Genomic DNA, 21,513 nt, shown 5'->3' on the forward strand with positions numbered 1-21,513 from the left:
GTCTACTATATCCCTCTCAATGACTTTTGCCAAACCGCCTAAAGCTCAGTAAATTCAGCAAAGTTCAGGGTTTTGGGGGTTAGAGGCATGCTCCCTGAACGCTCGGCGCCGCTTCCGCGACCATCCCTGGCTCCTTTCCCTCTGGGAGAGGGGGCAATGCAAACAACTGTAGATTTGTACAAACAACTGTAGATTTGTACTGAGATGATCTTGAGAGTTTTGGACTAGAGCTGGGTGGAGCTCTCCTAAGACTAGGTAGCCCGTAGCTGCACCGGCATAACCAAATAACAGAGCCGCATTGCCCCAAGGGGCTTCCAGATGGCCGGCTGCGTGGCGCCGTTTAGCTCCAGGCTCACCTGCTGCGTATGAAACACCCTGAGGGCATCCAGCAGGTAACGCACATTGAAGGCCAGCTCCAGGTCAGGACCAGACATCTGCACTGGCAACGATTCCTCGCCACTGCCCACATCGGGCGCCTCGGTGCTGATGCGCAGGGTTTGGGTTGCGGCAGAAAGATTGAACTTGACGATGTCGTTTCTTTGGGCAGCAAGTACTCCCACCCGTTCCAGCGACTCAATCAAAGGCCGACGCTCCAGGGTTATCTGCCGCTCAAATTGCCTGGGAATCAGGCGGTTGTAGTCGGGATATTGGCCCTCCAAAAGGCGGCTGGTGATCCGCTGTTGGCACTGCGTTTTGCTGGCGCGAGGAGGCAGCACAAACTGCACCTGGGAAGGGACTCCGTCCCGCTGACGCGAACGGTCAAACCTCAGCTCCACCGTAGAGGTGACGGTCTGTGTGCCGAGGATGCGCTCCACCTCTCGCAAAGTGCGAGCAGGAATGGTGAAATCCAACCCTATTTCCCCATGGGCCGAAGCAACCGGGATCCCTTCGGCCTCCACCTGCACCATCGCCAGACGGTGCCCATCGGTGGCTGCAAACTCCAGGCAAGGGGGATCCCCTGGCAAGAGCTTGACATGCACTCCTGTGAGCACCTGCTTGGTCTCATCTCCAGAGGCCGCAAAAAGGGTTTGGCCGATCCCCTGCAACAGGCTCTCGATGGGCAGCTCCAGAGCCTGAGCTGTCGGGCTTTCCTCCCCCGCAAAATCGCCATCTGCGTCGGCGGCGGGAAGCGATATCTCCGGCAGGGTGGGGTACTCTTCAGCCGACATGCTGCGCACTTGGTACTGGCCGGCTGCCGACATGAGAATCACAGGGGCACTCTCCTGGGCTTGGCTGCTCGCGTCAAGAGTCACTGGGCCGCTGGGCAGACGGCTGACGATGTCGCTGAGCAGCTTGGCCGGCAGGGTGGTGCAACCGGATCCCTTGACCTGAGCCTCGAACTCGCTGCGAATGCACAAGTTCAAGTCAAAGGCAGTGAGGGCAACCCGTTGAGTTTCCGCATCGACCTCTACCAACACGTTGGCCAAAACGGGCAGGGCGGGGCGGCTGGCCACAGCCCGTCCAACGGAAGCGAGGTGGTGGCTGAGATCGGCTTGCTCGCAGGTGAAGCTAAAACCCTCCAGCGGCGCGTCAACAGCTTCGTTAAAGCGGCTCTCCCCACGATAGGGAGCTGCAGTCTTGCTGCTGCGCAACACCAGCGCGAACGACTCGGTTTCCGATTCTCGATCCACAGGACGCTGAGCTTGCACCATCAGGGGCACTTGAGGGCTGAACATGCACATCCTACACCGGCTGCCCCGACTGGATCCCTGCCCTTGCAGACAAGTTTTGGAAAATTTGCCTCGCGCGTAGGACAGATCTGAAATTTCGATCCCTGCCTAATTTAATTTTTTGATCTAGTAGTAGTAGGGGCTGTGGAAACTGTGGAAAGTGATCGTCAACACCTTGCGCCATGAGCTTTTGAGCTTATTCCCCACCTGTGGAAAAACTGTGGATAACTTGGCCACTTTTCCACAGAGTATTTATACCTGTTAATAACTTGGGGGGTTTTTCCACAGGTTTTCCACAAATTTTTCAGGTTTTTCCACAGGTTTTCCACAGGCTAATGTTATGGTTTTCTGACAAATTCATAAAAATTAACGCACAGTCAGTGTAGGATCCCGTAATGTAGTGAGTCCTCCCCCTAGATATGGCCAGGAACTCCATCGGAGCTGGGGCGGGCTTCGCTGGATTTCCACAGGTTTTCCACAGGCTGTCCAAGAAAGCCTGGGATATTGCTCTGGGCTTGTCGGCCTTGCCTGGCCACCTGTGAGCTGACACGGGATTTTTGGCAAGACCCCAGAGGAGCGGGAAAGCGCTCTGCGCACCAGAAGCGGCAAAGGAGGTCAGGATGAGGATGGGACAGCGCCTGACCCAAAATTGGGCTGCTGCAGGAGCGAGTCGCAATAGGGATGCGGTCTAGAGTCCGTACCCGCGAAGGGCCAGGCGTAGGTCAACGGGATCCGTTTTGGTGATGGCGGGAGCGCAGCACGAGCACGTCAGAAAGCTGGCGCAGTTGACTTTGAACCTGGGTGAGCTGTTTTTTATCACGTACATCGATACAGAGATCGATCAGGGCGGTGCGGTTGGCAAAAGTTTGTACCTTAGCATTGCGAACATTGATACCTTGATCCGATAGGCGGGAAAGGATGTCCCGCAGCACCCCGACGCGGTCGATAACCTCCAGATGCAGTTCTACCGGGTAGATCTGGGTGCTCTGCCGCAGTTGCTCTTCGTTCCAGCGTACTGGCACCAGGCGTTCCCCCGAAACCTGAGCCACCCGTGGACAGTCCTGATGGTGGATACTAATACCCTTAAAGCGGGTGACTACGCCCAAAATCGGATCCCCCGGCAGCGGGTTACAACACTTGGCCAACTGGTGTTTCAGACCCTCCACCCCCAGAATGGGAGATTGGGATTTGACGGAACTGGAAGCCACAGAAGCCCGCGGCAACAACAGCTTGGATCCCTCAAGCGATTCCTCCTCTGTGGGAGCAGATACTGCCGGCCTGCTGACCTCCTGTAGCCGATGGATCACCAGCGTGGGGGTCGTCTCGCCATAACCCAGAGCGGCCAACAAATCCTCTACGCTGGCGTAGTTGAGCTTTTCGGCCACCTTCTGCATCCGCTCTGATTTGAGCAGGGCATCAAAGCCCGTTTTGCCAAGTTCCCGCTCCAGCAAATGCCGGCCCCGCGCGATGTTTTGCTCGCGATTGGAGCGCTTAAACCATTGGCGAATGCGATTGCGGGCAGAGCTGGTGGCAACGAAATTGATCCAGTCCAGGCTGGGATGGGCATTTTTGTGCGTGATGATCTGCACAATGTCGCCGTTGCGCAGGCGGGTATCCAGGGGCACGATCTTGTTGTTTACCCGCGCTCCTGCACAGTGATCCCCAATTTCGGAGTGGATGCGATAGGCGAAGTCCACCGGACAGGATCCCTGGGGCAGAGCCAGCAAGTCCCCCTTGGGCGTAAAGACGTAAACCTCGCTCTCAAACAGGTTCTCGCGAAGGGTGTCCAGATACTCCTTGTCATCTTTGAGGTCGTTTTGCCACTCCAAGAGCTGTCGCAGCCAGGTGAAGCGCTCCTCGTCGGGCTTGACAGTGGTGCTGCCGGCCTCCTTGTACTTCCAGTGGGCGGCGATCCCGTACTCAGCCACGCGGTGCATCTCTTCGGTACGAATCTGCACCTCCACCGGTCGTCCCTGCGGGCCAATCACCGCCGTATGCAAAGATTGGTAACGATTGGCCTTGGGCAGACCAATGTAGTCTTTGAAACGCCCAGGGATGGGGCGAAAGCAGTTGTGAACGACTGCCAGCACCCGATAGCACTCGCTGTTGGTATGCACGATCACCCGCACTGCCGAGAGATCGTAAATCTCGTGAAATTCTTTGTGCTGCTGCTGCATCTTGCGATAGATGCTGTACAAATGTTTGGGCCGTCCGCTGATCTCAAAGCGTTCCAGTCCCGCTTGAAGAAGGTTCTGCCGCAGCTCTTCGATAAAAGCTTGGATCTCGGCCTCTCGCTCGGCGCGCTTGGCGTTGACCAATTCCTGAATCTTCCGGTAAGCCTCGTAGTCCAGATACTTAAAAGCCAAGTCTTCCAGTTCCCATTTGAAATGCCAGATCCCCAGCCGGTTGGCCAAAGGGGCGAAAATTTCCATGGTTTCGGCTGCAATCTGCCGTTGCTTGCTGGGGGAGAGATACTGCAGGGTGCGCATGTTGTGCAAGCGATCCGCCAGCTTGACCACGATGACTCGAATGTCTTTGGCCATGGCCACAAACATGCGGCGGAAATTTTCCGCTTGCTGCTCGGTTTTGCTGGAGAAGTTGAACTTAGAGAGTTTGGTAACTCCTTCTACCAGTAGGCGAACTTCAGAGCCGAATTCAGCTTCCAGGGCTTCTGGGGTAACTTCTGTATCCTCAATAACATCGTGCAAAAGGCCCGCTGCCACCGTCACCGCATCTCCCCCCAGCTCCCGCAGGAGAGTGGCCACGGCTACCGGATGGGCAATGTAGGGATCCCCCGATTTGCGTTTTTGGCCCTGATGCAAACAATAGGAAAACTCAAAGGCACGGCGCAGCAGATCGGCTTCTTCAGCCGTGTAGGGCCGCAACCCATCGCCGGGATCCTCGGCACCGGAAAGCAGAGCACGCAGCCACCCTGGCACCTCAAAACTGAGGTTATTCAAGTCGAGACCTCTATCTGAGGTGGCAATGACAGCCGTCTGACCCATGCGAACCCGGCGAAAAGGGATGTTTAATTACTGACTATAGTTCATCCAGCTTAGCCGCCGACAGATTAGAGGAGGAAAAAACGGCTGGAATAAAAAGAGGCATTGGCTGTCTGCCAACGCCGACCGCTTGCCATCCTCGGCAGATCGAGAGTCAGTCTTCGCTCCACTCCTCGCAGTTGGCGATTAAATCGCAGAGGGGATCCGAGGGGCAGTAGTCTTGCAGCTCCAGCTCTTGGGCAATCGCCTGCCACTCCCGCTGCGGGAAAAAGGGTTGCAGGTGGGCAATGGCTGCAGAGCGGCGTAAGACCCCCTGCTGAATGAGGCGACGAGCTTCCTCCTGGATGGCCTCAACCGCATAGTGGGTGGCTTGTAAAGTGGGCATAGCTTAACCTACACGTGGGATGAATGGGACGCACCGAAGGGTCAGGGAAAATCTTGCCCTGTCACCCCCATCATAGAACTGGGTCTCGTTTCGTAGCAAGAGATACAAGTTTGTATTGCAGGCAACCTTAAGGCCCGCTTAAAAGCCCAAGCCATCGGCTCCTGCGGTCACTATGCCTTTTTCTGGGTTCAGAGTGACGATAGATCCATCCCGGATTAAGCGGGTAGCATCCTTGACCCCCACCAGCACCGGCACTCCCAGCCGCAGGCCAATGACTGCTGCATGAGAGGAGGCTCCCTCTTCTTCGGTAATCACGCCGGCTGCCTGTTTGATCGCCTCCACATAGTTGGCGTCGGTGGATTGGGCAACCAAAATGTCTCCGGCGGTGATTTTGCTGGCATCGAGGCTGGATCTCAAGATGCGGGCCGGGCCGCTGACAATGCCTTTGCCAAACCCTTTGCCTTGAGCCACCACCGCTTTCACCACATCCACCTTGATCAGATCGGTGGATCCCGCAACGCCTGGCAGGGTTCCTGCACTGAGCACCACCAAGTCGCCATCCTTGAGCAAGCCATCTTCCTGAGCCAAGCTGATGGCCGCTTGAAAGGTCTGGCGGGTGGTGGCCAAATCCATAACCAACAGCGGATGTACCCCCCAAACCAACTGCAGCCGCCGTGCCACTTCCACATGGGGGGTTACGGCTAGGATGGGAGTGCGGGGGCGAAACTTAGAGACATTGCGAGCAGTAGCCCCTGTTTTGGTCAGGGTCATCACGGCTACAGCATCCAACTCTTGGGCGATCTCCCCCACGGCGCGGCTGATCGAGTCGGTGATCAGGGTTTTGGGCCGCATCCCGGCAGGACTGTTGCCGTTGTTTTGGCTCAGCTCCTGCATGGCAAGGGTGCGAAGGCGTTGTCGTCGGTCGGCGTAGGTCAGGTCAAAGTAATCGCGCTCGGTGCGCACGGCAATGCGGGCCATGGTGGCAACGGCCTCGACAGGGTATTTGCCCACAGCCGTCTCGTTGGAGAGCATGACGGCATCAGTGCCATCCAAAATGGCGTTGGCCACATCGGAGATCTCGGCACGGGTAGGTCGGGGGCTGTGCACCATGCTGTCCAGCATTTGGGTGGCCGTAATTACCGGGATCCCCAGGGAGTTGGCCAGGGCGATCACCCGCTTCTGCAGGATCGGCACCTCTTCCGCAGGCAGCTCTACCCCCAGATCTCCCCGCGCCACCATCACACCGTCGCTGAGGGCCAAAATCTGGGGCAGCTGTTCAATGGCCTCGTGTTTCTCGATCTTGACGATGATGGGTACCCGCTTGTCGGCTGAGCCGGAAGAAGGCCGTTTGGCTGAGGCAATGAGCTCCCGCAGCTCCAGCACATCAGAGGGATCCCGCACAAAGCTGAGGGCCACCCAATCCACCCCTTGGTTGAGGCCGAAGTAGAGATCTTCTTTATCCTTTGGGGTCACGGCGCGGATGCTCAGGCGCACACCGGGGAAATTGACCCCCTTGTTGTTGGAGAGGGTACCCCCGACAATGGTGCGGCAGAAGAGTTCGCCCGCTTCCGGATCCACGGCTTCCACCCGCATCTCCACTCGACCATCGTCGATGAGGATCGTCGCTCCTTCGGGCACTTCTTGGGCCAGCTTGTCGTAGGTGACCCAGCTGCGCTCTTGGGATCCCAAGACAGGTTTGCTGGTCAACACAAAGGGATCCCCTGCCTTGAGGGTGATCGAGCCTTCGGCGAACTTGCCCAGGCGGATTTTGGGCCCCTGCAGGTCTTGCAAAATGGCGACCTGGATGCCCAGATCCATCGCGGTTTGGCGGATCAGGCGAATGCTGCGGCGGTGTAGCTCGTGATCCCCATGGGAGAAGTTCAGGCGAAGGGTGGTTGCCCCTTGCAGGATCATCTCCCTGAGAATGGCTGGATTTGAGCTGGCAGGGCCGATGGTGGCAACAATTTTGGTGCGTCGAAAAGAATCCCTCAAATGCATGTCCACTGTTCCCAAGGGAGAGCAGCCCAGATCCTTCCCCCACATAGGGATCTCTCTGATTACGATAACCCGTTATGTCTTTTTTGAGGCACCGCTTTTTTAAAATCCCCAGCGAGAGAGGATGGGAAAATAGGCAAAGCAGAGTGTAGAGATCCATCTGGAGTCGAGCGATGCCGGTTGCCCCCGAATACGCCTTCCCCTTCGAGCACCATCAAAAGTTCTCTCTGGACAACCCCACCATCTCCAGCCCAGGGGTTTCCAAGCGGGAATACATAGCCAGCAAGGTATTGCAAGGTATCGTGAGCAATCCCCAGACTCCCGTCGGCGATTTGTCTCCTGAGCAACGACAGGCTTTGGTCTATACGGCGGTGTTGTTGGCAGATGATTTGTTGGCGGCCCTCGGCGCTCAGTAGAGAGGTTCTTGAGATTGCAGCGCACCCTCTTGGGGTGAGGTTTAGGCCGAGGTTGACCGTTCGCGGCGGGGGGCCGTAGGCTCTGCTACTACATACGCCGCAGCTGTTGCGTCAACTCTTCCCCCAAGCGCATCCATTCTGCCATCCCTTCGGGATTCACCTGTCGGTCATTCTGCCAGAGAATGAGGTGGGCGCCGGCCCCTTCGGCACAATAGTTGGGATGCTGCTCCCAAAAACCAAGGACGCCAGGATGGAACCGCAGCCGAACTTGGGCTTCATTCTCTCCTCGCAAGAGATAGCTCCGGGAGAACTTAGGGTGGCTCTCGAAATTGATATCTTGCATGCCAAAAGCTTTGGCGATGCCATGGAAAAGGGCATTTTCGGGGTGCAGCCGAAAACGCGGCAGATGAAGATCCTCGTGATAGGCGTAGAAGACGGACTGGCGATAAGTGCTGGAACTCTTGCCACTGCCGCGGGTGTATTGGTAATCAAAAACGGTAATCTCAGTGCCATCGATCAGCCGCTTGGACATCGAATTATAGAAACGCCGCCCATGGCTTCGTTCAAACAGTCCAAAGCCTGCTTGCAACAAGCGAGATCGAATCTCTTCAGGCAACTGGGCAGAAAAGCGCATTCCTAGCTGTGCAGCTACCTGCTCCAGAGCTTCTCGACGTTTCTTTTCGTGGTAAAGGGCTAGAGCCAAGATCCCGGCAGCCAGAGCTAAAAACAAGATAAAAATAAGCAACCCCATACCGTCTCCCTCGGCTTACAGACTGCAGCGCCCATCCCCACAATACCTGAGCAGATTTCCAAAAGGATCCCTGCCTTCGACCATTCAGCCGAGCGGTCTCCTCTTGTCTTTTGTAGAGAAGTGACCCAATACAGCTGAGTGTGTCAAAGTTTGACGAAATTGTAGGGAGCGGTGAAGTTGTTGTAGCGAATGCGCAGCCGCCCCTGGAAGGTCTGGTCTAGCTCCTCTACTTTTTGGGCAAAAACCGGCTCATCTTCCCAATTGATCAAAAACGAGCCGTTGTAGGCCATGTTTTCGGTGAGCAGATCTCCTTCTACGCGGTCGCTGGCCAAGGGGCTGAGGGCTGCTGTAAAGGTCTGGGCAATGCGCTGACGTCGCTGCTCTAAGAGCTGCTCCAGAGCCCGTCCGATCTCGACTACCGCGTCCAGCCCCAGAGGAGCGCCGGCCATTTCGTCTCGCCGAGCTTTGAGGGCAGGGTTTTCCTCTAGCCCCAGCTTGAGCTCCTGCTCGGGATCCCAGAAGACTTTGACTCCCACCTCCCGCTTGCCCTCCAGGCGCTCCAGCAGAGCCAGCAGATCCGCCAAGCGGGGCTGCACCAAGTCCCGTTCCACCTGCTCCCAGCCGCTCACCACCAGGCCAAATTGCAGAGGCAGCAGAGCCCGGTGTCCCTCGTTCATCACTTTTTCCAGCACGGCCTCATGGGCGAGCAAGTTGGCCCGGCTGGCCAGGTAGCGCTCCTGTCGAGCCTGGGAGTACAAGAAGGCCAGGGATCCCAGCCCATGAACCTGCACCGGCTGCTTGTCCAGCCCCACCACACTCAGATGACGCGGGCCAGGGGCAGCGACGATCCCGTAGAGGTAGAGGGCGCTATGGGGATTTGCCGTTGGCATTGCTGCGGGCATCTCCGATCAGCCACGTGAGGTTGGACTCTTCGGTGTCGATGGCATTGCCATCCGAGGAAATGCAGTAGCGACCCATCACCATCTGGTGGCGTAGGGTCACGCCTGCCGCAATCTGGGTGTAGTTAAAAATCAAGCTGCCATCCAGCGTACACCCTTCATTCAACACACATCCGTAGCCAATTGCCGTGGGGCCGATGAGTTTGACCCCGTCCGCCAAATAGCTGCTGGCCCCGATGTAGACCGGTGGCTCGATGTGGATGCGATCCCAGTTGGCGCGGATGTTGATCCCCGTCCATACGCCGGGTTGAATCTGGATCCCGGGCACCTTGACCCCCTTGATCTCGCCGCGCAGCACTTTTTGCACCGCCAGCCAGTAGTCGTGGGTGCGGCCAATGTCCACCCACTGAAAGTCAGCCGTGATCCCATAAAAGGGGGCACCCGCTTTCACCAAGGCCGGGAAGAGATCGCTGCCGATGTCGTAGGGGCAGCCAGGGGGAATGTAGTCGAACACTTCCGGCTCGAAAACATAGATGCCGGTGTTGATGGTGTGGCCGAGGGCCTCTTCCCGCCTAGGCTTTTCTTGGAAAGCAGTGATGCGACCCGTCTCGTCGGTGACTACCACCCCATAGCTGGAGACCTGGCTGGGATCCACCTGCCGCAACACCACGGTGGCCAGCGCTCCCTTGGATTTGTGGAAGTTGACGATCTGCGTGAGGTTCAGGTCGATCAGGGCATCCCCACAGAGCACCACAAAGGTACTGTCGAAAAATCCGGAGAAATCCTGGATCTTGCGCATACCGCCAGCGGAGCCCAGAGGTTCGGCCACCGGCTGGCCGTTCTCAAAATGGCCTTCGAAGGAAAAGCCGATGTGAACCCCCCATTGCTGCCCATCTCGAAAGTAGTCTTCGATTTGGTGGGCCAAGTGGCTGGTGTTGACCATGATCTGGTCGAAGCCGTGTTCCCGCAGCAGCTCCACCAAAAATTCCATGACAGGCTTGTGCAAAATGGGGATCATCGGCTTCGGCATCATGTAGGTGATGGGCCGCACCCGCGTGCCTTTGCCTGCTGCCAGGATCATGGCTTTCATGCCGTCATCACTCCTCCGGGCTAACCGTGCTCTGACTTTATCATCCCAGGATCGGCATTCCAGAGAACCGGCGGGGCTTTCAAGAGGCTGGGGAATCGCTGCTGGGATTCCGATCCCCTACAATCAAGGGGGCTTGCTCTTCTGGGCATTTCGCCAAGGGTTTCCCCTGAGCCCCTCGTTTTGCCCCGTCTCTCCTGAGAGTTCCACCCGGCAGACGGGGATCCCAGCATTCTTATATCGATTGCTCCCAGCTCAAGTTCAGAACTCAGATCGGCAGAGGAAGATGCTGGATGGCCGTCCCGACAGCCCACCCATCACGATTGCCCTGGCCAAGGGGGCCTTGCTGCCTGAGGCCATTCAATGCCTGCAGCAGGTGGGGATCGATTTTAGTCGTTTTTTGGATCCCGGCAATCGCCTGCTGCGGATTGAATCCCCCACCCGGCTGAACGGACAACGCTACGAAGCGCTGCTGGTGCGCACTCACGATGTGCCGGTGTACGTGGAGTACGGGCAGGCGCAGTTGGGCATTGTCGGCTACGACGTCTTGCGGGAGCGCTATGCCGGCACCGAAGCGCGGGTGGCCCACCTGTTGGATCTCCAATTTGGCCACTGTCGCATGTCGGTGGCCCTTCCCCAAGATAGCCCCTACCACTCGGCAGCTCAGTTGCCTGCTCATGCCCGCGTGGCTTCTAAGTTTGTCGGCTGCGCCCGGGAGTATTTTGACCGCCTGGATTTGCCGGTGGAGCTTATCTCTCTCTATGGTTCGGTGGAGTTGGCCCCCCTCACCGGCATGGCCGATGCCATCGTCGACTTGGTAGCCACAGGGCGCACCCTGAGGGAAAACGGCCTGATTGAGCGAGACTGCCTATTCGAGAGTACAGCTCGCCTGATTGCCCATCCCATCAGCTACCGTGTCAACCAACAGCCTATCCGCGAGTTGATCACCCAGATTCAGGAACGCTGGCTGGGATCCCTGTTGGTGGGTGGCTAATTTTGAGGCACTTCCTCTGAGGGGGATCACGATTGCGTACAATGGGGGCATTCGGGCTTATTTCCCCCAGCAGCGTTCAGATTCAAAAAAGGTTTTTCGAGGTTGATTATGCGGTACCGTCCACTGCTCGCCATCCTGTTGGCGCTTTGTTTGAGCGTCTTTGCTGTTCCGGCTAAGGCTGCCAAGGCGCCGCTGACCTATGACCAGATCCGCAACACCGGCAAGGCCGCCATTTGCCCTTCGGTCTCGGACAACGCCCGGGGCCGTATCGAAGTGCCTAGGGGGGGATCCCTGAAGCTGACGGATGTCTGCTTCCAGCCGGTGCAAATTGAGGTGGAAGAGGAAAAGCGGAACGGCGAGAAAGAGTTCATCAAGGCCAAAAACATCATGATCTCAGCGGCCACTCTGGGGCCGATTAAAGCTGAGGTGACTCCCAAAGACGGCGTGCTGGAGCTCAAAGTGGTGGATGGGATCACCTTTCAGCCGACCACCGGCCAAATGCCCCGCCGCGAGCTGGTGCCGTTTCTGTTTAGCGTGAAGGACTTGGTCGCCACTGCCCAGGGCTCCGCCATTGACCCTTCGACGGATTTTGAAGGGGAGTTCTTGGTGCCCGGCTATCACAGCAGCACCTTCCTCGACCCGCGCGGGCGGGGATCCAACACCGGCTACGACACTGCGGTAGGTCTACAGGCTGCCAAAGATGATTTTGCCACCAACCGCAAGGTGGACGAGGTTTCCCAGGGGAAAATGTCCCTGCGGATCGCTCGCGTGGATCCCAGCACCGGGGAGATGGCGGGATCCTTTGTTAGCATTCAGCCTTCCAGCACCGAGCAAGGGGCGATGGAACCCCACACTGTTCGCGTTCAAGGCTTGTTTTACGCTCGCCTGGCGCAGGAGTCTTGAAGAGGCTTGAGGAAAGCCGAGAAGAGATCCAATTTCGGGCTTGAGATGGGCAGAGATCCCGGCGATCCCTGCCTATTTCTGTTGATACTATGTCTGTCTGGGTTTGCCCGTTGGGGAAGTGTGCAGCGATAAAGTCTGGGCCAGATGCCGCCACAGGTTCATTTGCAGATGGCCGATGCCACTAACCTGCCTTTTATGTTGACCCTGGACCCAAGGGGACTCTCAATCTGGACTCAAGGAAGCCCTTTGTGAGTTCCGCTTCAGCCAGTACCGCCACCAGTGCGGATCCGAGTTCTGCTGCGCTTGCTACCCTGAACGGAGCCACTTTGCCGCAAGATGAGGTTCAGGGCAAAGAGGGAAGTGATGGCCAACTACGACTGGATTCTGATCGGCGGTGGGATTACCGGGGCAGCCCTAAGCTATGAACTGGCCCGCCAGGGGGGATCCGTTCTGCTGATGGAGAAAGATGGAGTGCTGAACGGAGCAACCCGCTACAGCTACGGGGGCTTGGCCCATTGGGCGGGCAAAACGCCGATGCTCAAAGCTTTGGGGGAAGAAGGGATCCAACGCTACCGCACCCTGTCAGAGGAGTTGGAGGCAGACATTCAATTTCGTGAGCTGGACCTGCTCATGCCCATTGCCCCCGGCTACGATGCAGAGGCCGTTGAGGCGGATCTGGCCGACTGTCGCATCCCACCCCGGCGGATTTCGGTGGCGGCAGCCTGCGAGCTGGAGCCGCTGCTGGATCCGGCCGCTCTGGAAGTAGTCCTCTGGGCTCGGCATGGCCACATCAACCCCTTGTTGACGGCGCTGGCCTTTCAAAAAGCCTTGCAACGATTGGGGGGATCCCTCTTGATCGCAACAGCAACGGCCCTGCGGCGGCAGGGAGCGCGCATCACGGGCGTAGAGTCCGGAGCCGACTGCTACGGAGCAGGCCAGGTGGTGGTGTGCGCCGGCGGCTGGACACGGGCTCTGTTGCGCCAAGCGGGAATCCGGGTGCCCATCTACTACACCCATGCCGAATCCCTGGAGCTGGAGCCCTCGGATTTGCAATTGAAAGCGTTGGTGATGAGCGTGCCCGTGCAACGCTTGGAACTGGAACGACAAGCCGCCCATCCCGATCGGGATCCCCTTTGGGACGAGCCAGGGCACGAGCTTTGCCCGCCGATTCTGGATGCCGGGATCCTGCAATTTGTAGATGGCAGCATTCGCATGGGCCAGATCAGCCGGGTATTGACGGATCCCCATGCCGAGGTGGATGCAGCCGCCAGCGAAGCCCAGATCCGGGCACAAGCCGGTCGCTACCTGCCCAAGTTGGCCCACCTGCCTGGACGGTGGTATCGCTGCTTGGTGGCCTTCAGCGCTGATCACCAGCCTCTGGTGGGATCCCTGCCCGGCTGGGAAGGCTTACAACTGTTTTCCGGCTTCAGCAATCCCCTGCCCATCCTGCCCGCTTTGGCCCGTCGCTTCGCCCAACAAGCCTATGGACAAGCGGATGAATGGATCCCTGCTCTGTCGCCGGCGCGGTTTGCCCAGGTTTTGAGTTGATGCCTTGCCTATTCTCGATGACCATCGCCAACAAGTCTGGAATACGGCTATCCCGTCTGCAGCATAATGAAAGCCGGAAGTTCTCTGCGTCGGATCTATGCCCAACAGCTTGCCCAGCTCCGTCGATCTCAGCCAGAAGCGCATTTTGCTCACAGGGGGCAGCGGCTTTTTGGGCAAACATGTGCTGCAACAGTTGCAGGTGCTGGGGGTAAAGCCAGAGCAGGTGCGCATCCCGCGCTCCCGCACCCAGGATCTGCGCCGTTGGGAAGTCTGCCAAGAGGTGGTGCAAGGGCAAGATATCGTCATCCATTTGGCCGCCCACGTGGGTGGCATCGGCCTCAACCAAGCCAAGCCGGCAGAACTCTTCTACGACAACCTCATCATGGGATCCCAGCTCATCCACGCCGCCTACCTGGCCGGGGTGGAGAAGTTTGTCTGCGTGGGCACCATCTGCGCCTATCCCAAGTTCACCCCCGTTCCCTTCAAGGAAGAGGATCTCTGGAACGGCTACCCAGAGGAGACCAACGCCCCCTACGGCATCGCCAAGAAAGCCCTGCTGGTGCAGCTGCAGGCCTACCGGCAGCAGTACGGCTTCAACGGCATCTACCTCCTGCCGGTGAACCTCTACGGCCCCATGGACAACTTCGACCCCGAAAGCTCCCACGTCATCCCAGCCTTGATCCGCAAAGTGCACGAAGCGCAGCAACGGGGCCAAAACTACGTCGAAGTGTGGGGGGATGGCAGCCCCACCCGCGAGTTTTTCTACGCTGAAGATGCGGCCCGCGGCATTGTCATGGCCACCCAGCTTTACGACGGGGCGGATCCCTTGAACCTGGGCACCGGCGAAGAGATCTCCATCCGGGATCTGATTGCCCTCATCTGCGAGCTGATGGAGTTCCGGGGAGAGATCCGCTGGCAAACGGACAAGCCCAACGGCCAACCCCGCCGCTGTCTGGATGTCTCCAAAGCCCGAGAGAGGATGGGTTTTGTGGCCAAAGTCGGCCTGCGAGAAGGTCTGCAGCGCACCATTGACTGGTACCGCTGCCACGCCTGTGCTGGGCAAAGTTAGGCAACGGCTTGGCTCTCCAGCCGGCCATCTTCCATGTGCAGCACCCGATCTGCAATGTCCAGGATGCGGTTGTCGTGGGTCACCATGAGGATGGTGCAACCCTGCTCCCGCGCCAACTTCTCCATCAGGGTCACCACCTCGCGACCCGACTTGCTATCTAGGGCTGCCGTGGGCTCGTCCGCCAGCACCAGCTTGGGATGGCTAACCAAGGCGCGGGCAATGGCCACCCGCTGCTTTTGTCCGCCGGAAAGCTGTTCCGGGTAGTAGTGGACGCGATCCCCCAGGCCCACCGCCGCCAGCATTGCTTCCGCTCGCTGCTGGGCTTCCTGAGGAGAGAGGCCGTTGTGCAGCTCCAGGGCCATGCGCACGTTTTGGGCTGCCGTCAGGGATCGCAGCAGGTTATGGGCCTGGAAAATGTACCCGACCTGGCGGCGGATTTGAATGAGAGTACTGGGCTGAGCTCCCCGCAGCTCCTGTCCCAACACCCGCAAGCTGCCCTCCTGCACCGAGCGCAAGGCCCCCAGCAGCGTCAGCAGGGTGGTTTTGCCGGAGCCGGAAGGGCCAGTCAGCAGCACGATCTCCCCTGGCTGCAGGGCAAAGCTAATGTCGAAGAGAATCTGCTTGCGCAGGGATCCCTCGCCGAAATAGTGGTTTACACCTTCGGCTTTCACCACTGGCTCAACGGCATTCTGGGCAGAAGCAAGGGCAGCTTGATCGAGAAGAGGAGTCAGCATAGGAAACTCAAAATCTCAAAACTTTGCGTTGACAACTCATTGACCACTTAGGCCGTCATTTGGAGCGTTGAGATGAGACCATTTAGAAACCTTTGGCCGGAGAGCGTTGATGAGGATCCCAGAAGTTTTTAGACAGCCTAGCTCAAACCCTTCACCATCCATCCGATCCCCTTTGGCAGACTATTGACTTACCAACGCCCCGGCGCCCTGCCCACAGCCAAAACTCTAGAAAATGTCGGCAGGATCCGCTGCCCGCAGCCGTCGCACGGCAATCGCTCCTGAGATGAAACACATGCTCACCGCCAGCCCCAGCACCAGCACTGCCCGGTTGAAGGTCATGGCAATAGGCAGCAACGTGGCATTGGCCGTCAAATCGTAGAGCAAAACCGACAGGGCAAAGGCAGGAATGTACCCCAAGCCGGCCAGCAGGAGCGCCTCCTGAAATACCACCCCCAGCAGGTAGGTATCGGTATAGCCCATGGCTTTGAGAGTGGCATATTCCGCCAGGTGATCCGACACATCGGTGTAGAGAATTTGATAGACAATCACAATGCCGACAATAAAGCCCATGCCCACCCCCAGGCCGAAAATAAAGCCGATGGCTGTGCCCTCTTCCCAGTAGGTTTGCTCCATATCGATAAACTCCGCCCGTGAGAGCACCCGCACATCTTCCGGCAGCAAAGCCCGCATCTGCCGCACCAAGGGATCCGGATCCACCCCCGGCTGAAGCTGCACCACGCCGATATCCACCAGGCCACGCCCCCGCTGCGGAAAAATGCGCAGGAAATTGAGATCGCTGGTGAGAATGGTGCCGTCGGCTCCAAAGGTGGCCCCCATCTCAAACAGGCCCCCCACCTGGACGCGGCGGTTTCCCACCTCAGTAACCACCTCTCGCCCGGACTCAAACCACTCTGGGATGGGGCCAAACTCGCTGCGGGAGCGGCGGTCAAACAGCACCACGTCCGCCTTTTTGATCTCTTCCAGCTTGTCCGGCGTCAGTTCCGGCAAGTCCAACAGATCAGCCGAGGGATCCACTCCTACCACAAAAATGCTGCGGGTACGGCGGGTCTCTGGGTTTTTCCAGAGGGCAAAGCCCACATAGACAGGCGAGATGGCCCGCACCCCCTCAAAGCCCAGAGCCTGATACAGCCGCCGCTGGGAGAAGGTGTTCATGGCAATCAGGGCGTTGGACTGAGGGCTGACCAGGAAGATCTCTCCCTTCAGGGCCACGTGGAAGCGGATGGCACTTTCCAGCAGACTGTCTTGGAAGCCCAACTGCATGAACATCAAGATGCAAGCAAAGGCAATGCCCGCCAGGGCCACCAGCAGGCGGATCTTCTCCCGCGTCAACTGCAGCCAGGCCAACGGGATCCGGCGCGCGATAAAAGCCACACTGAACAGGCTGTACATGGGCTGAGCCTACCCCTCGACATCGATGGCCACATTCACCTGCAGGTTGGTCAGGCCAGCCACGCGGGCGCTGCTCTCCGGATCCAGGCGGATATACACCTCTACTACACGGGCATCCACATCGGCAGCTGGGTCGGTGTTGAGCACATCTTTCTTGCCAATCTGCAGGCCTACCCGCTCCACTCGGCCCTGCAGGGTTTCTGGCAGAGCGCGGTTGCTAATGGTGGCCTGCTGGCCTGGCCGAACCCGCAAGATGTCTGTTTCGTAGACCTCGGCCACCACCATCATTTGGTCAGTGTTGCCCAGCTCGAGAATGCCCTCGCCGGCGGGGATGACCTCTCCAGGGCGGGTGTGGATCTTGAGCACCTGTCCAGCCCGAGGGGCACGGATGAGGGTGCGCTCTAGGCGAGCTTCTGCCAGTTCCAGATTGCGGGCCAGGGATCCCAGTTGGACTTGGGCTTGGGCCAGACTCAGTCCCGCCTCGGCAGCTTGGACTTGGGCTTGGGCATTGAGCAGATCCCGCTCACGGGCCAGGCGCAGTTGGCTCAGGGTGGCTTCGGCAGCCCGCAAGTCCTCCTGTCGTTGCCGCACCAGCAGCCGGCGTTGATCCAGCTCTTGTTGCGAGATTGCTCCTTCCTGCCAGAGCTCCTGAAAGCGGGCCAGATTGGCCTCGGCATCGGCCAGTTCTGCCCGGATACGTTCCACCACCGCTTCCTGGGAGCGGATTTGCATCTGTTGCGGCTCGTCCAGACGGCTGAGGCGGGTGCGTGCCTCTTGGATTTGGGCCTGACTGAAACGGGTCTCGGCCTGCAACCGGGCGCGGGCCTCTTGAAGTTGGGCGGCAGCGTACTCTCGCTCCGCCAACCGCTCGGCGTAGCTTTCCAAGCGGGCCAGCACTTGGCCTGCCACCACGCGATCCCCCTCGGCCACCAGCAGCTCTCCCAGCCGTTCTCCGGGGGAACCGGCAATGCGCAGCACTTCCCCCTCCGGCTCCAGGCGACCCAAAGCACCAACTTGCGGAGGCAGCCGCATTTCCACCGTTGCCTCTGCACTTCCCGATACCGACTGTGTGGCTCCCTGTTGGCTCAATCCCAGCCATGCCAGACCGGCACAACCAAGCAGCCCGACTCCTGCCAGCGACCAAAGCGCTCGTGGGTTCATGGCCTTTTACCCGCTGTGGCTTTGCAGACGACAAACGCCGCCTCTTTTTCTTAAATAAGTGTAAAGTTTTTGGGATGAAAATGTCCAGCTGTATTCTATGTTGCTTGTGCTCACCGTATTTTCACCCCCTGTGGGTTCCCCAAGGTGCCGGCAGATCACGGCAACCGGTGGGGCGCAGCCTACCTAGCTCTGGGGATTCCTGATATGATGTGGCCTGTTCGAACCTGTTTGTAGTCAGCAGAACGCAGTCCTTTTTTTGGAGTGTGGCGGTTTTAGGAGTGGGGCGGTTTTAGGAGTGGGGTGGAGTTGCGATGGTGGAAACAGTTGGAGGAGGGGATCCCATCCCGCCGTTGCCGGTTCGGTCTCAGCCTCCGCCCCTGCATTTGGATCCCCTAGATCCCTTGCTTTCCACCTATCACTTTGTGGGCATTGGTGGAGTGGGGATGTCGGCCCTGGCCTATATCCTGGCTAAACAAGGGTTTCGCGTTTCCGGATCCGACATTGTCGCCAATGGCCGTACCCGCCGCCTGGAAGCTTTGGGGGTGCGCTTCTTTCAGGGCCACAGCTTGGAGGGGTTGGTCGGGGATCCCCAGGTGGTCTATTCCAGCGCCATTCGCCCCACCAATCCGGAATTGGCCGCTGCCCTGGGCAAAGGATTGACGGTTTGGCACCGGGCAGACTTGTTGGCGGCTCTGTTTAACCGTCGCTCCGGCATTGGGGTGGCCGGCACTCACGGCAAAACCACCACCAGCAGCATGATCGGCTATGTGTTGCTCTCGGCGGGCTGGGATCCCACCTTGATTATCGGCGGGGAAGTGGATGCCTGGGATGGCAATGCCCGTCTGGGCCAGGGGGAGTATTGGGTGGCCGAGGTGGATGAGTCGGATGGATCCCTGGTGCGGCTCTATCCCAAGATTGGGGTGATCACCAACATTGAGCTGGATCACCCCGATCACTACGCCGATTTGGGGCAGGTGATCCGGGCTTTTCAACAGTATGGGCAGCAGAGCCAAACGCTGGTGGCCTGCCTGGACTGTCCCAACGTGGCGGCTCACCTGGCGGTGGATGTGGGCTACAGCCTGACCGGTCATCCCCAAGCCCAGTACCAAGCCCGTCAGATCCTCTACACTGCCAATTCCACCTGCGCTGAGATCTGGGAAAAGGGATCCCTCCTCGGACAGCTTCGCCTACAGGTGTTGGGATCCCACAACCTCAGCAATGCCCTGGCGGCGGTTGCCGTTGGGCGACAGTTGGGCTTGGAGTTTGCGGTGATTGCCTCAGCTTTGGCGCAATTTCGGGGGGCGCATCGCCGCTTTGAGCACAAGGGGGAAGTGGGTGGAGTCACCTTTATCGACGACTATGCCCACCATCCCAGCGAGATTCGAGCCACCCTGCAGGCAGCACGGCTACAGCAGCGGCGGGTGGTGGCGGTATTTCAGCCCCATCGCCACAGCCGCTTGGCTGCCCTGTTCCAAGATTTTGCCCGCTGCTTTGGGGAGGCGGACGTGGTGGTGATCGTGCCCACGTATGGGGCAGGAGAGCCGGCGCCTGAGGGTTCCGACAGCTTGCGCTTGGCCGTGGCGGTGGCGGAGCACCATCCCCATGTGCGCTATGTGTCGTCTTTGCCGCAATTGCCGGAGGTGTTGCCGTCCGTCCTGCAGCCTGGAGATCTCGCCGTTTTTTTGGGCGCAGGGGACCTAAATCAGCAGATAATCGCTACGATGCGGGCATATGCGGCTCAGGTGAGGGAACAGCCTGGGCAAGCCAAAAATCCAAACTTCAGCTGAAAAGGAAAGCCAAAAATCCAAACTTCAGCTGAAAAGATAGCTGCTTCTGAGGTATTGAATCATGACGACGGCTCCGGTGGTGCCTCAGCGGGACGGTTCCTGTGAGTCTGAGGCGGCAAGTCTTACCGCTGAAGACAGGCTTCTCCCCCGCGGGCCGGCGGCTCTGCTATCTGGACGAATTCAATCGGGGATCCCGTTGGCTCCTCTGACCACCTTTCGTGTGGGCGGCAAGGCCGAGTGGTATTGTGAGCCCCGTAGCCACCTGGAGCTGCAGCAGTGTTTGGCTTGGGCGCGAGCAGAAGGGATCCCCACGACGCTGTTAGGGGCAGGCAGCAATCTGCTCATCAGCGATGCGGGGTTGAAGGGGCTGGTGATCGGCACTCGCCGTTTGCGGGGGATCCAACTGCTGGAAGGGGGGAGAATTTGGGCCGCTGCCGGAGAGCCTTTGGTCAATCTGTCGCGGGCCGCCGCCAGGCAAGGCTGGAGTGGGTTGGAGTGGGCGATTGGGATCCCGGGCACCCTGGGGGGAGCCGTGGTGATGAATGCGGGTGCCCACGGACGCGCCATGGCGGATGTGCTGGTGGAAGTGCAGATTTTGGACGAGGAACAAGAGCCCTGCCGCCTAGAACCTGCCGATCTGCAATTTGGCTATCGCCGCTCTCGCCTGCAAGACTCACCCTGGACGGTGACAGGAGCGACGCTGCAGTTGATCCCAAGCAGGGATCCGTCCCAGGTGCAGTGGGAAACCCAGCGCTACCTCAACCAACGCCTAAGCTCTCAGCCCTATCATTTGCCCAGTTGTGGCAGCGTCTTTCGCAACCCAGAGTCTCACCCTGCCGGCTGGCTAATCGAGCAGGTCGGCTTGAAGGGGTACCGCATCGGTGGGGCCCAAATTTCAGAGCGCCATGCCAACTTCATCCTCAATTGCCATCAGGCGAGTGCCAAGGACATTTACCGCTTGATTCGCTTGGCCCAGGAAAAGGTCTATCAACAATGGTCGGTGCTTTTGGAGCCGGAAGTGCGCATTCTGGGATCCTTTGAGGATTAGAGGAGCATTGGGCAGACAATTTGGACTGTTTTCTTTTGGTGATTTTGATGATTCTGCTCTTAAACTGTTCTTACCGCCTTTTGTAGATGTTCGCCTATCGGCTTATGAGTCAAGATGTAGCCACTTTACGTCGTTTAATTCGACGGCTCAATCAGTCCCACACCACTGCGGAAGAACGCCGCTATTTGGTGGAGATCGGCAGCCTGGCTGCTTTGCTCACCCCAGAAGAGGCTGCTGCTTTGGCCCAAGATCCCAAGCAACTCACCGCCGAGCAGCACTATCGCATTTGGGACTGGGTGCATCGCTGGGAACGGGAGCACCGCCACGAAGATCTGGACTGGGATCCCTCCCTAGACCGACACAACGACTAGAACTCGAAAGAATCCCGTCCCGCTATCACGAACAAATCCCGGCCAGAGTCTAAGACAAAAGCCATCTCCAAGTCTCATTTTTGAACAGGATCCACACCCCCAAACCCACCAGAATCCAGGGCACCCAGCGCTCTCCCCGCTCGGCCAAAACCTTGGCTACTTCAGGTTGCATTGTCATTTTTTGAGCCGCGGTAAACCACAACCCTTTCATCAGAAAGCTGATGTTATCCCCAAAAGGTAAAATACCACCCCGGAGCTTCTTCCCCATCGGCTCTGTCTTCAA

General features: G+C 58.5%; 19 protein-coding genes. 8 read left to right on the forward strand and 11 right to left on the reverse strand.

Annotated elements, in window-relative coordinates:
* Nucleotides 1-251: 251 nt before the first annotated feature.
* The 4 genes from dnaN to pyk all read right to left on the reverse strand — a co-directional run bounded on the left by dnaN (nt 252) and on the right by pyk (nt 7,055).
* Nucleotides 252-1,652 carry a DNA polymerase III subunit beta gene (gene dnaN, locus ACVWZF_RS01665; protein ID WP_457410722.1) on the reverse strand — a complete coding sequence of 467 codons (1,401 nt, stop codon included), beginning with the start codon at nt 1,650-1,652 and terminating at the stop codon, nt 252-254.
* Between the two features lie 740 nt (nt 1,653-2,392).
* Nucleotides 2,393-4,675: a RelA/SpoT family protein gene (locus ACVWZF_RS01670; RefSeq protein ID WP_457396201.1), complete on the reverse strand. Its 2,283-nt coding sequence runs from the start codon at nt 4,673-4,675 to the stop codon at nt 2,393-2,395.
* A gap of 151 nt (nt 4,676-4,826) precedes the next feature.
* The gene (locus ACVWZF_RS01675; protein WP_457410666.1) at nt 4,827-5,057 is read right to left on the reverse strand and encodes a DUF4327 family protein; all 231 of its coding nucleotides are present in this window, start codon (nt 5,055-5,057) and stop codon (nt 4,827-4,829) included.
* A 138-nt stretch (nt 5,058-5,195) separates the two neighbouring features.
* Entirely contained in the window at nt 5,196-7,055 is a 1,860-nt protein-coding gene (pyk, locus tag ACVWZF_RS01680) for a pyruvate kinase (RefSeq protein ID WP_414374333.1), read from the reverse strand.
* Nucleotides 7,056-7,225: 170 nt separating this feature from the next.
* On the opposite strand from pyk, the gene ACVWZF_RS01685 reads away from it, so the two are divergent.
* Nucleotides 7,226-7,468 (forward strand): hypothetical protein, encoded by a 243-nt coding sequence (locus ACVWZF_RS01685; RefSeq protein ID WP_414329067.1) that lies wholly within the window; start codon nt 7,226-7,228, stop codon nt 7,466-7,468.
* An 88-nt stretch (nt 7,469-7,556) separates the two neighbouring features.
* On the opposite strand, the gene ACVWZF_RS01690 is transcribed toward ACVWZF_RS01685, so the two are convergent.
* The 3 genes from ACVWZF_RS01690 to ACVWZF_RS01700 form a co-directional block, all read right to left on the reverse strand.
* The gene (locus ACVWZF_RS01690; protein ID WP_457410668.1) at nt 7,557-8,219 is read right to left on the reverse strand and encodes a hypothetical protein; all 663 of its coding nucleotides are present in this window, start codon (nt 8,217-8,219) and stop codon (nt 7,557-7,559) included.
* A gap of 143 nt (nt 8,220-8,362) precedes the next feature.
* Nucleotides 8,363-9,109 (reverse strand): GvpL/GvpF family gas vesicle protein, encoded by a 747-nt coding sequence (locus ACVWZF_RS01695; protein WP_011433160.1) that lies wholly within the window; start codon nt 9,107-9,109, stop codon nt 8,363-8,365.
* Entirely contained in the window at nt 9,087-10,208 is a 1,122-nt protein-coding gene (locus ACVWZF_RS01700; RefSeq protein WP_414329069.1) for a nucleotidyltransferase family protein, read from the reverse strand. The genes ACVWZF_RS01695 and ACVWZF_RS01700 overlap by 23 nt, the downstream gene beginning before the upstream one ends.
* 283 nt (nt 10,209-10,491) lie before the next feature.
* Here ACVWZF_RS01700 and hisG point away from each other — a divergent pair, with 283 nt between their 5' ends.
* From hisG to ACVWZF_RS01720, 4 genes are all read left to right on the forward strand, one after another.
* Entirely contained in the window at nt 10,492-11,199 is a 708-nt protein-coding gene (gene hisG, locus ACVWZF_RS01705; RefSeq protein WP_457410669.1) for an ATP phosphoribosyltransferase, read from the forward strand.
* A 108-nt stretch (nt 11,200-11,307) separates the two neighbouring features.
* A complete protein-coding gene (locus ACVWZF_RS01710; protein ID WP_011433163.1) occupies nt 11,308-12,102 on the forward strand; it encodes a photosystem II manganese-stabilizing polypeptide in 795 nt (264 codons plus the stop codon).
* Nucleotides 12,103-12,465: 363 nt separating this feature from the next.
* On the forward strand, nt 12,466-13,650 hold the full coding sequence (locus tag ACVWZF_RS01715; RefSeq protein WP_457410670.1) for an NAD(P)/FAD-dependent oxidoreductase: 1,185 nt from the start codon (nt 12,466-12,468) through the stop codon (nt 13,648-13,650).
* Nucleotides 13,651-13,747: 97 nt separating this feature from the next.
* On the forward strand, nt 13,748-14,719 hold the full coding sequence (locus tag ACVWZF_RS01720; protein WP_457394744.1) for a GDP-L-fucose synthase family protein: 972 nt from the start codon (nt 13,748-13,750) through the stop codon (nt 14,717-14,719).
* On the opposite strand, the gene ACVWZF_RS01725 is transcribed toward ACVWZF_RS01720, so the two are convergent.
* The 3 genes from ACVWZF_RS01725 to ACVWZF_RS01735 all read right to left on the reverse strand — a co-directional run bounded on the left by ACVWZF_RS01725 (nt 14,716) and on the right by ACVWZF_RS01735 (nt 18,024).
* Nucleotides 14,716-15,453 (reverse strand): DevA family ABC transporter ATP-binding protein, encoded by a 738-nt coding sequence (locus ACVWZF_RS01725; RefSeq protein WP_011433168.1) that lies wholly within the window; start codon nt 15,451-15,453, stop codon nt 14,716-14,718. The two genes, ACVWZF_RS01720 and ACVWZF_RS01725, sit on opposite strands and share 4 nt — an antisense overlap.
* A gap of 225 nt (nt 15,454-15,678) precedes the next feature.
* Complete coding sequence (devC, locus tag ACVWZF_RS01730; RefSeq protein ID WP_457384302.1) at nt 15,679-16,863, reverse strand: ABC transporter permease DevC; 1,185 nt, start codon at nt 16,861-16,863, stop codon at nt 15,679-15,681.
* A 9-nt stretch (nt 16,864-16,872) separates the two neighbouring features.
* Nucleotides 16,873-18,024 (reverse strand): ABC exporter membrane fusion protein, encoded by a 1,152-nt coding sequence (locus ACVWZF_RS01735; RefSeq protein WP_414329074.1) that lies wholly within the window; start codon nt 18,022-18,024, stop codon nt 16,873-16,875.
* A 311-nt stretch (nt 18,025-18,335) separates the two neighbouring features.
* Here ACVWZF_RS01735 and murC point away from each other — a divergent pair, with 311 nt between their 5' ends.
* From murC to ACVWZF_RS01750, 3 genes are all read left to right on the forward strand, one after another.
* Nucleotides 18,336-19,811 (forward strand): UDP-N-acetylmuramate--L-alanine ligase, encoded by a 1,476-nt coding sequence (murC, locus tag ACVWZF_RS01740; RefSeq protein ID WP_457396188.1) that lies wholly within the window; start codon nt 18,336-18,338, stop codon nt 19,809-19,811.
* A gap of 61 nt (nt 19,812-19,872) precedes the next feature.
* Nucleotides 19,873-20,859, forward strand: coding sequence for a UDP-N-acetylmuramate dehydrogenase (gene murB / locus ACVWZF_RS01745; RefSeq protein ID WP_011433172.1), 987 nt, complete (start codon nt 19,873-19,875; stop codon nt 20,857-20,859).
* A gap of 104 nt (nt 20,860-20,963) precedes the next feature.
* Complete coding sequence (locus tag ACVWZF_RS01750; RefSeq protein ID WP_041436475.1) at nt 20,964-21,230, forward strand: hypothetical protein; 267 nt, start codon at nt 20,964-20,966, stop codon at nt 21,228-21,230.
* Between the two features lie 49 nt (nt 21,231-21,279).
* On the opposite strand, the gene ACVWZF_RS01755 is transcribed toward ACVWZF_RS01750, so the two are convergent.
* Nucleotides 21,280-21,408 (reverse strand): hypothetical protein, encoded by a 129-nt coding sequence (locus ACVWZF_RS01755; protein ID WP_255344536.1) that lies wholly within the window; start codon nt 21,406-21,408, stop codon nt 21,280-21,282.
* Between the last annotated feature and the right edge of the window lie 105 nt (nt 21,409-21,513).

This window comes from Thermostichus sp. OS-CIW-30 (assembly GCF_054060215.1).

Bases quoted from the DNA above. Each gene is read 5' to 3' on its own strand.
- dnaN (WP_457410722.1), bottom strand. From the start codon at position 1,652: ATGGTGCAAGCTCAGCGTCCTGTGGATCGAGAATCGGAAACCGAGTCG.
- ACVWZF_RS01670 (WP_457396201.1), bottom strand. From the start codon at position 4,675: ATGGGTCAGACGGCTGTCATTGCCACCTCAGATAGAGGTCTCGACTTG.
- ACVWZF_RS01675 (WP_457410666.1), bottom strand. From the start codon at position 5,057: ATGCCCACTTTACAAGCCACCCACTATGCGGTTGAGGCCATCCAGGAG.
- pyk (WP_414374333.1), bottom strand. From the start codon at position 7,055: ATGCATTTGAGGGATTCTTTTCGACGCACCAAAATTGTTGCCACCATC.
- ACVWZF_RS01685 (WP_414329067.1), top strand. From the start codon at position 7,226: ATGCCGGTTGCCCCCGAATACGCCTTCCCCTTCGAGCACCATCAAAAG.
- ACVWZF_RS01690 (WP_457410668.1), bottom strand. From the start codon at position 8,219: ATGGGGTTGCTTATTTTTATCTTGTTTTTAGCTCTGGCTGCCGGGATC.
- ACVWZF_RS01695 (WP_011433160.1), bottom strand. From the start codon at position 9,109: ATGCCAACGGCAAATCCCCATAGCGCCCTCTACCTCTACGGGATCGTC.
- ACVWZF_RS01700 (WP_414329069.1), bottom strand. From the start codon at position 10,208: ATGAAAGCCATGATCCTGGCAGCAGGCAAAGGCACGCGGGTGCGGCCC.
- hisG (WP_457410669.1), top strand. From the start codon at position 10,492: ATGCTGGATGGCCGTCCCGACAGCCCACCCATCACGATTGCCCTGGCC.
- ACVWZF_RS01710 (WP_011433163.1), top strand. From the start codon at position 11,308: ATGCGGTACCGTCCACTGCTCGCCATCCTGTTGGCGCTTTGTTTGAGC.
- ACVWZF_RS01715 (WP_457410670.1), top strand. From the start codon at position 12,466: ATGGCCAACTACGACTGGATTCTGATCGGCGGTGGGATTACCGGGGCA.
- ACVWZF_RS01720 (WP_457394744.1), top strand. From the start codon at position 13,748: ATGCCCAACAGCTTGCCCAGCTCCGTCGATCTCAGCCAGAAGCGCATT.
- ACVWZF_RS01725 (WP_011433168.1), bottom strand. From the start codon at position 15,453: ATGCTGACTCCTCTTCTCGATCAAGCTGCCCTTGCTTCTGCCCAGAAT.
- devC (WP_457384302.1), bottom strand. From the start codon at position 16,863: ATGTACAGCCTGTTCAGTGTGGCTTTTATCGCGCGCCGGATCCCGTTG.
- ACVWZF_RS01735 (WP_414329074.1), bottom strand. From the start codon at position 18,024: ATGAACCCACGAGCGCTTTGGTCGCTGGCAGGAGTCGGGCTGCTTGGT.
- murC (WP_457396188.1), top strand. From the start codon at position 18,336: ATGGTGGAAACAGTTGGAGGAGGGGATCCCATCCCGCCGTTGCCGGTT.
- murB (WP_011433172.1), top strand. From the start codon at position 19,873: ATGACGACGGCTCCGGTGGTGCCTCAGCGGGACGGTTCCTGTGAGTCT.
- ACVWZF_RS01750 (WP_041436475.1), top strand. From the start codon at position 20,964: ATGAGTCAAGATGTAGCCACTTTACGTCGTTTAATTCGACGGCTCAAT.
- ACVWZF_RS01755 (WP_255344536.1), bottom strand. From the start codon at position 21,408: ATGACAATGCAACCTGAAGTAGCCAAGGTTTTGGCCGAGCGGGGAGAG.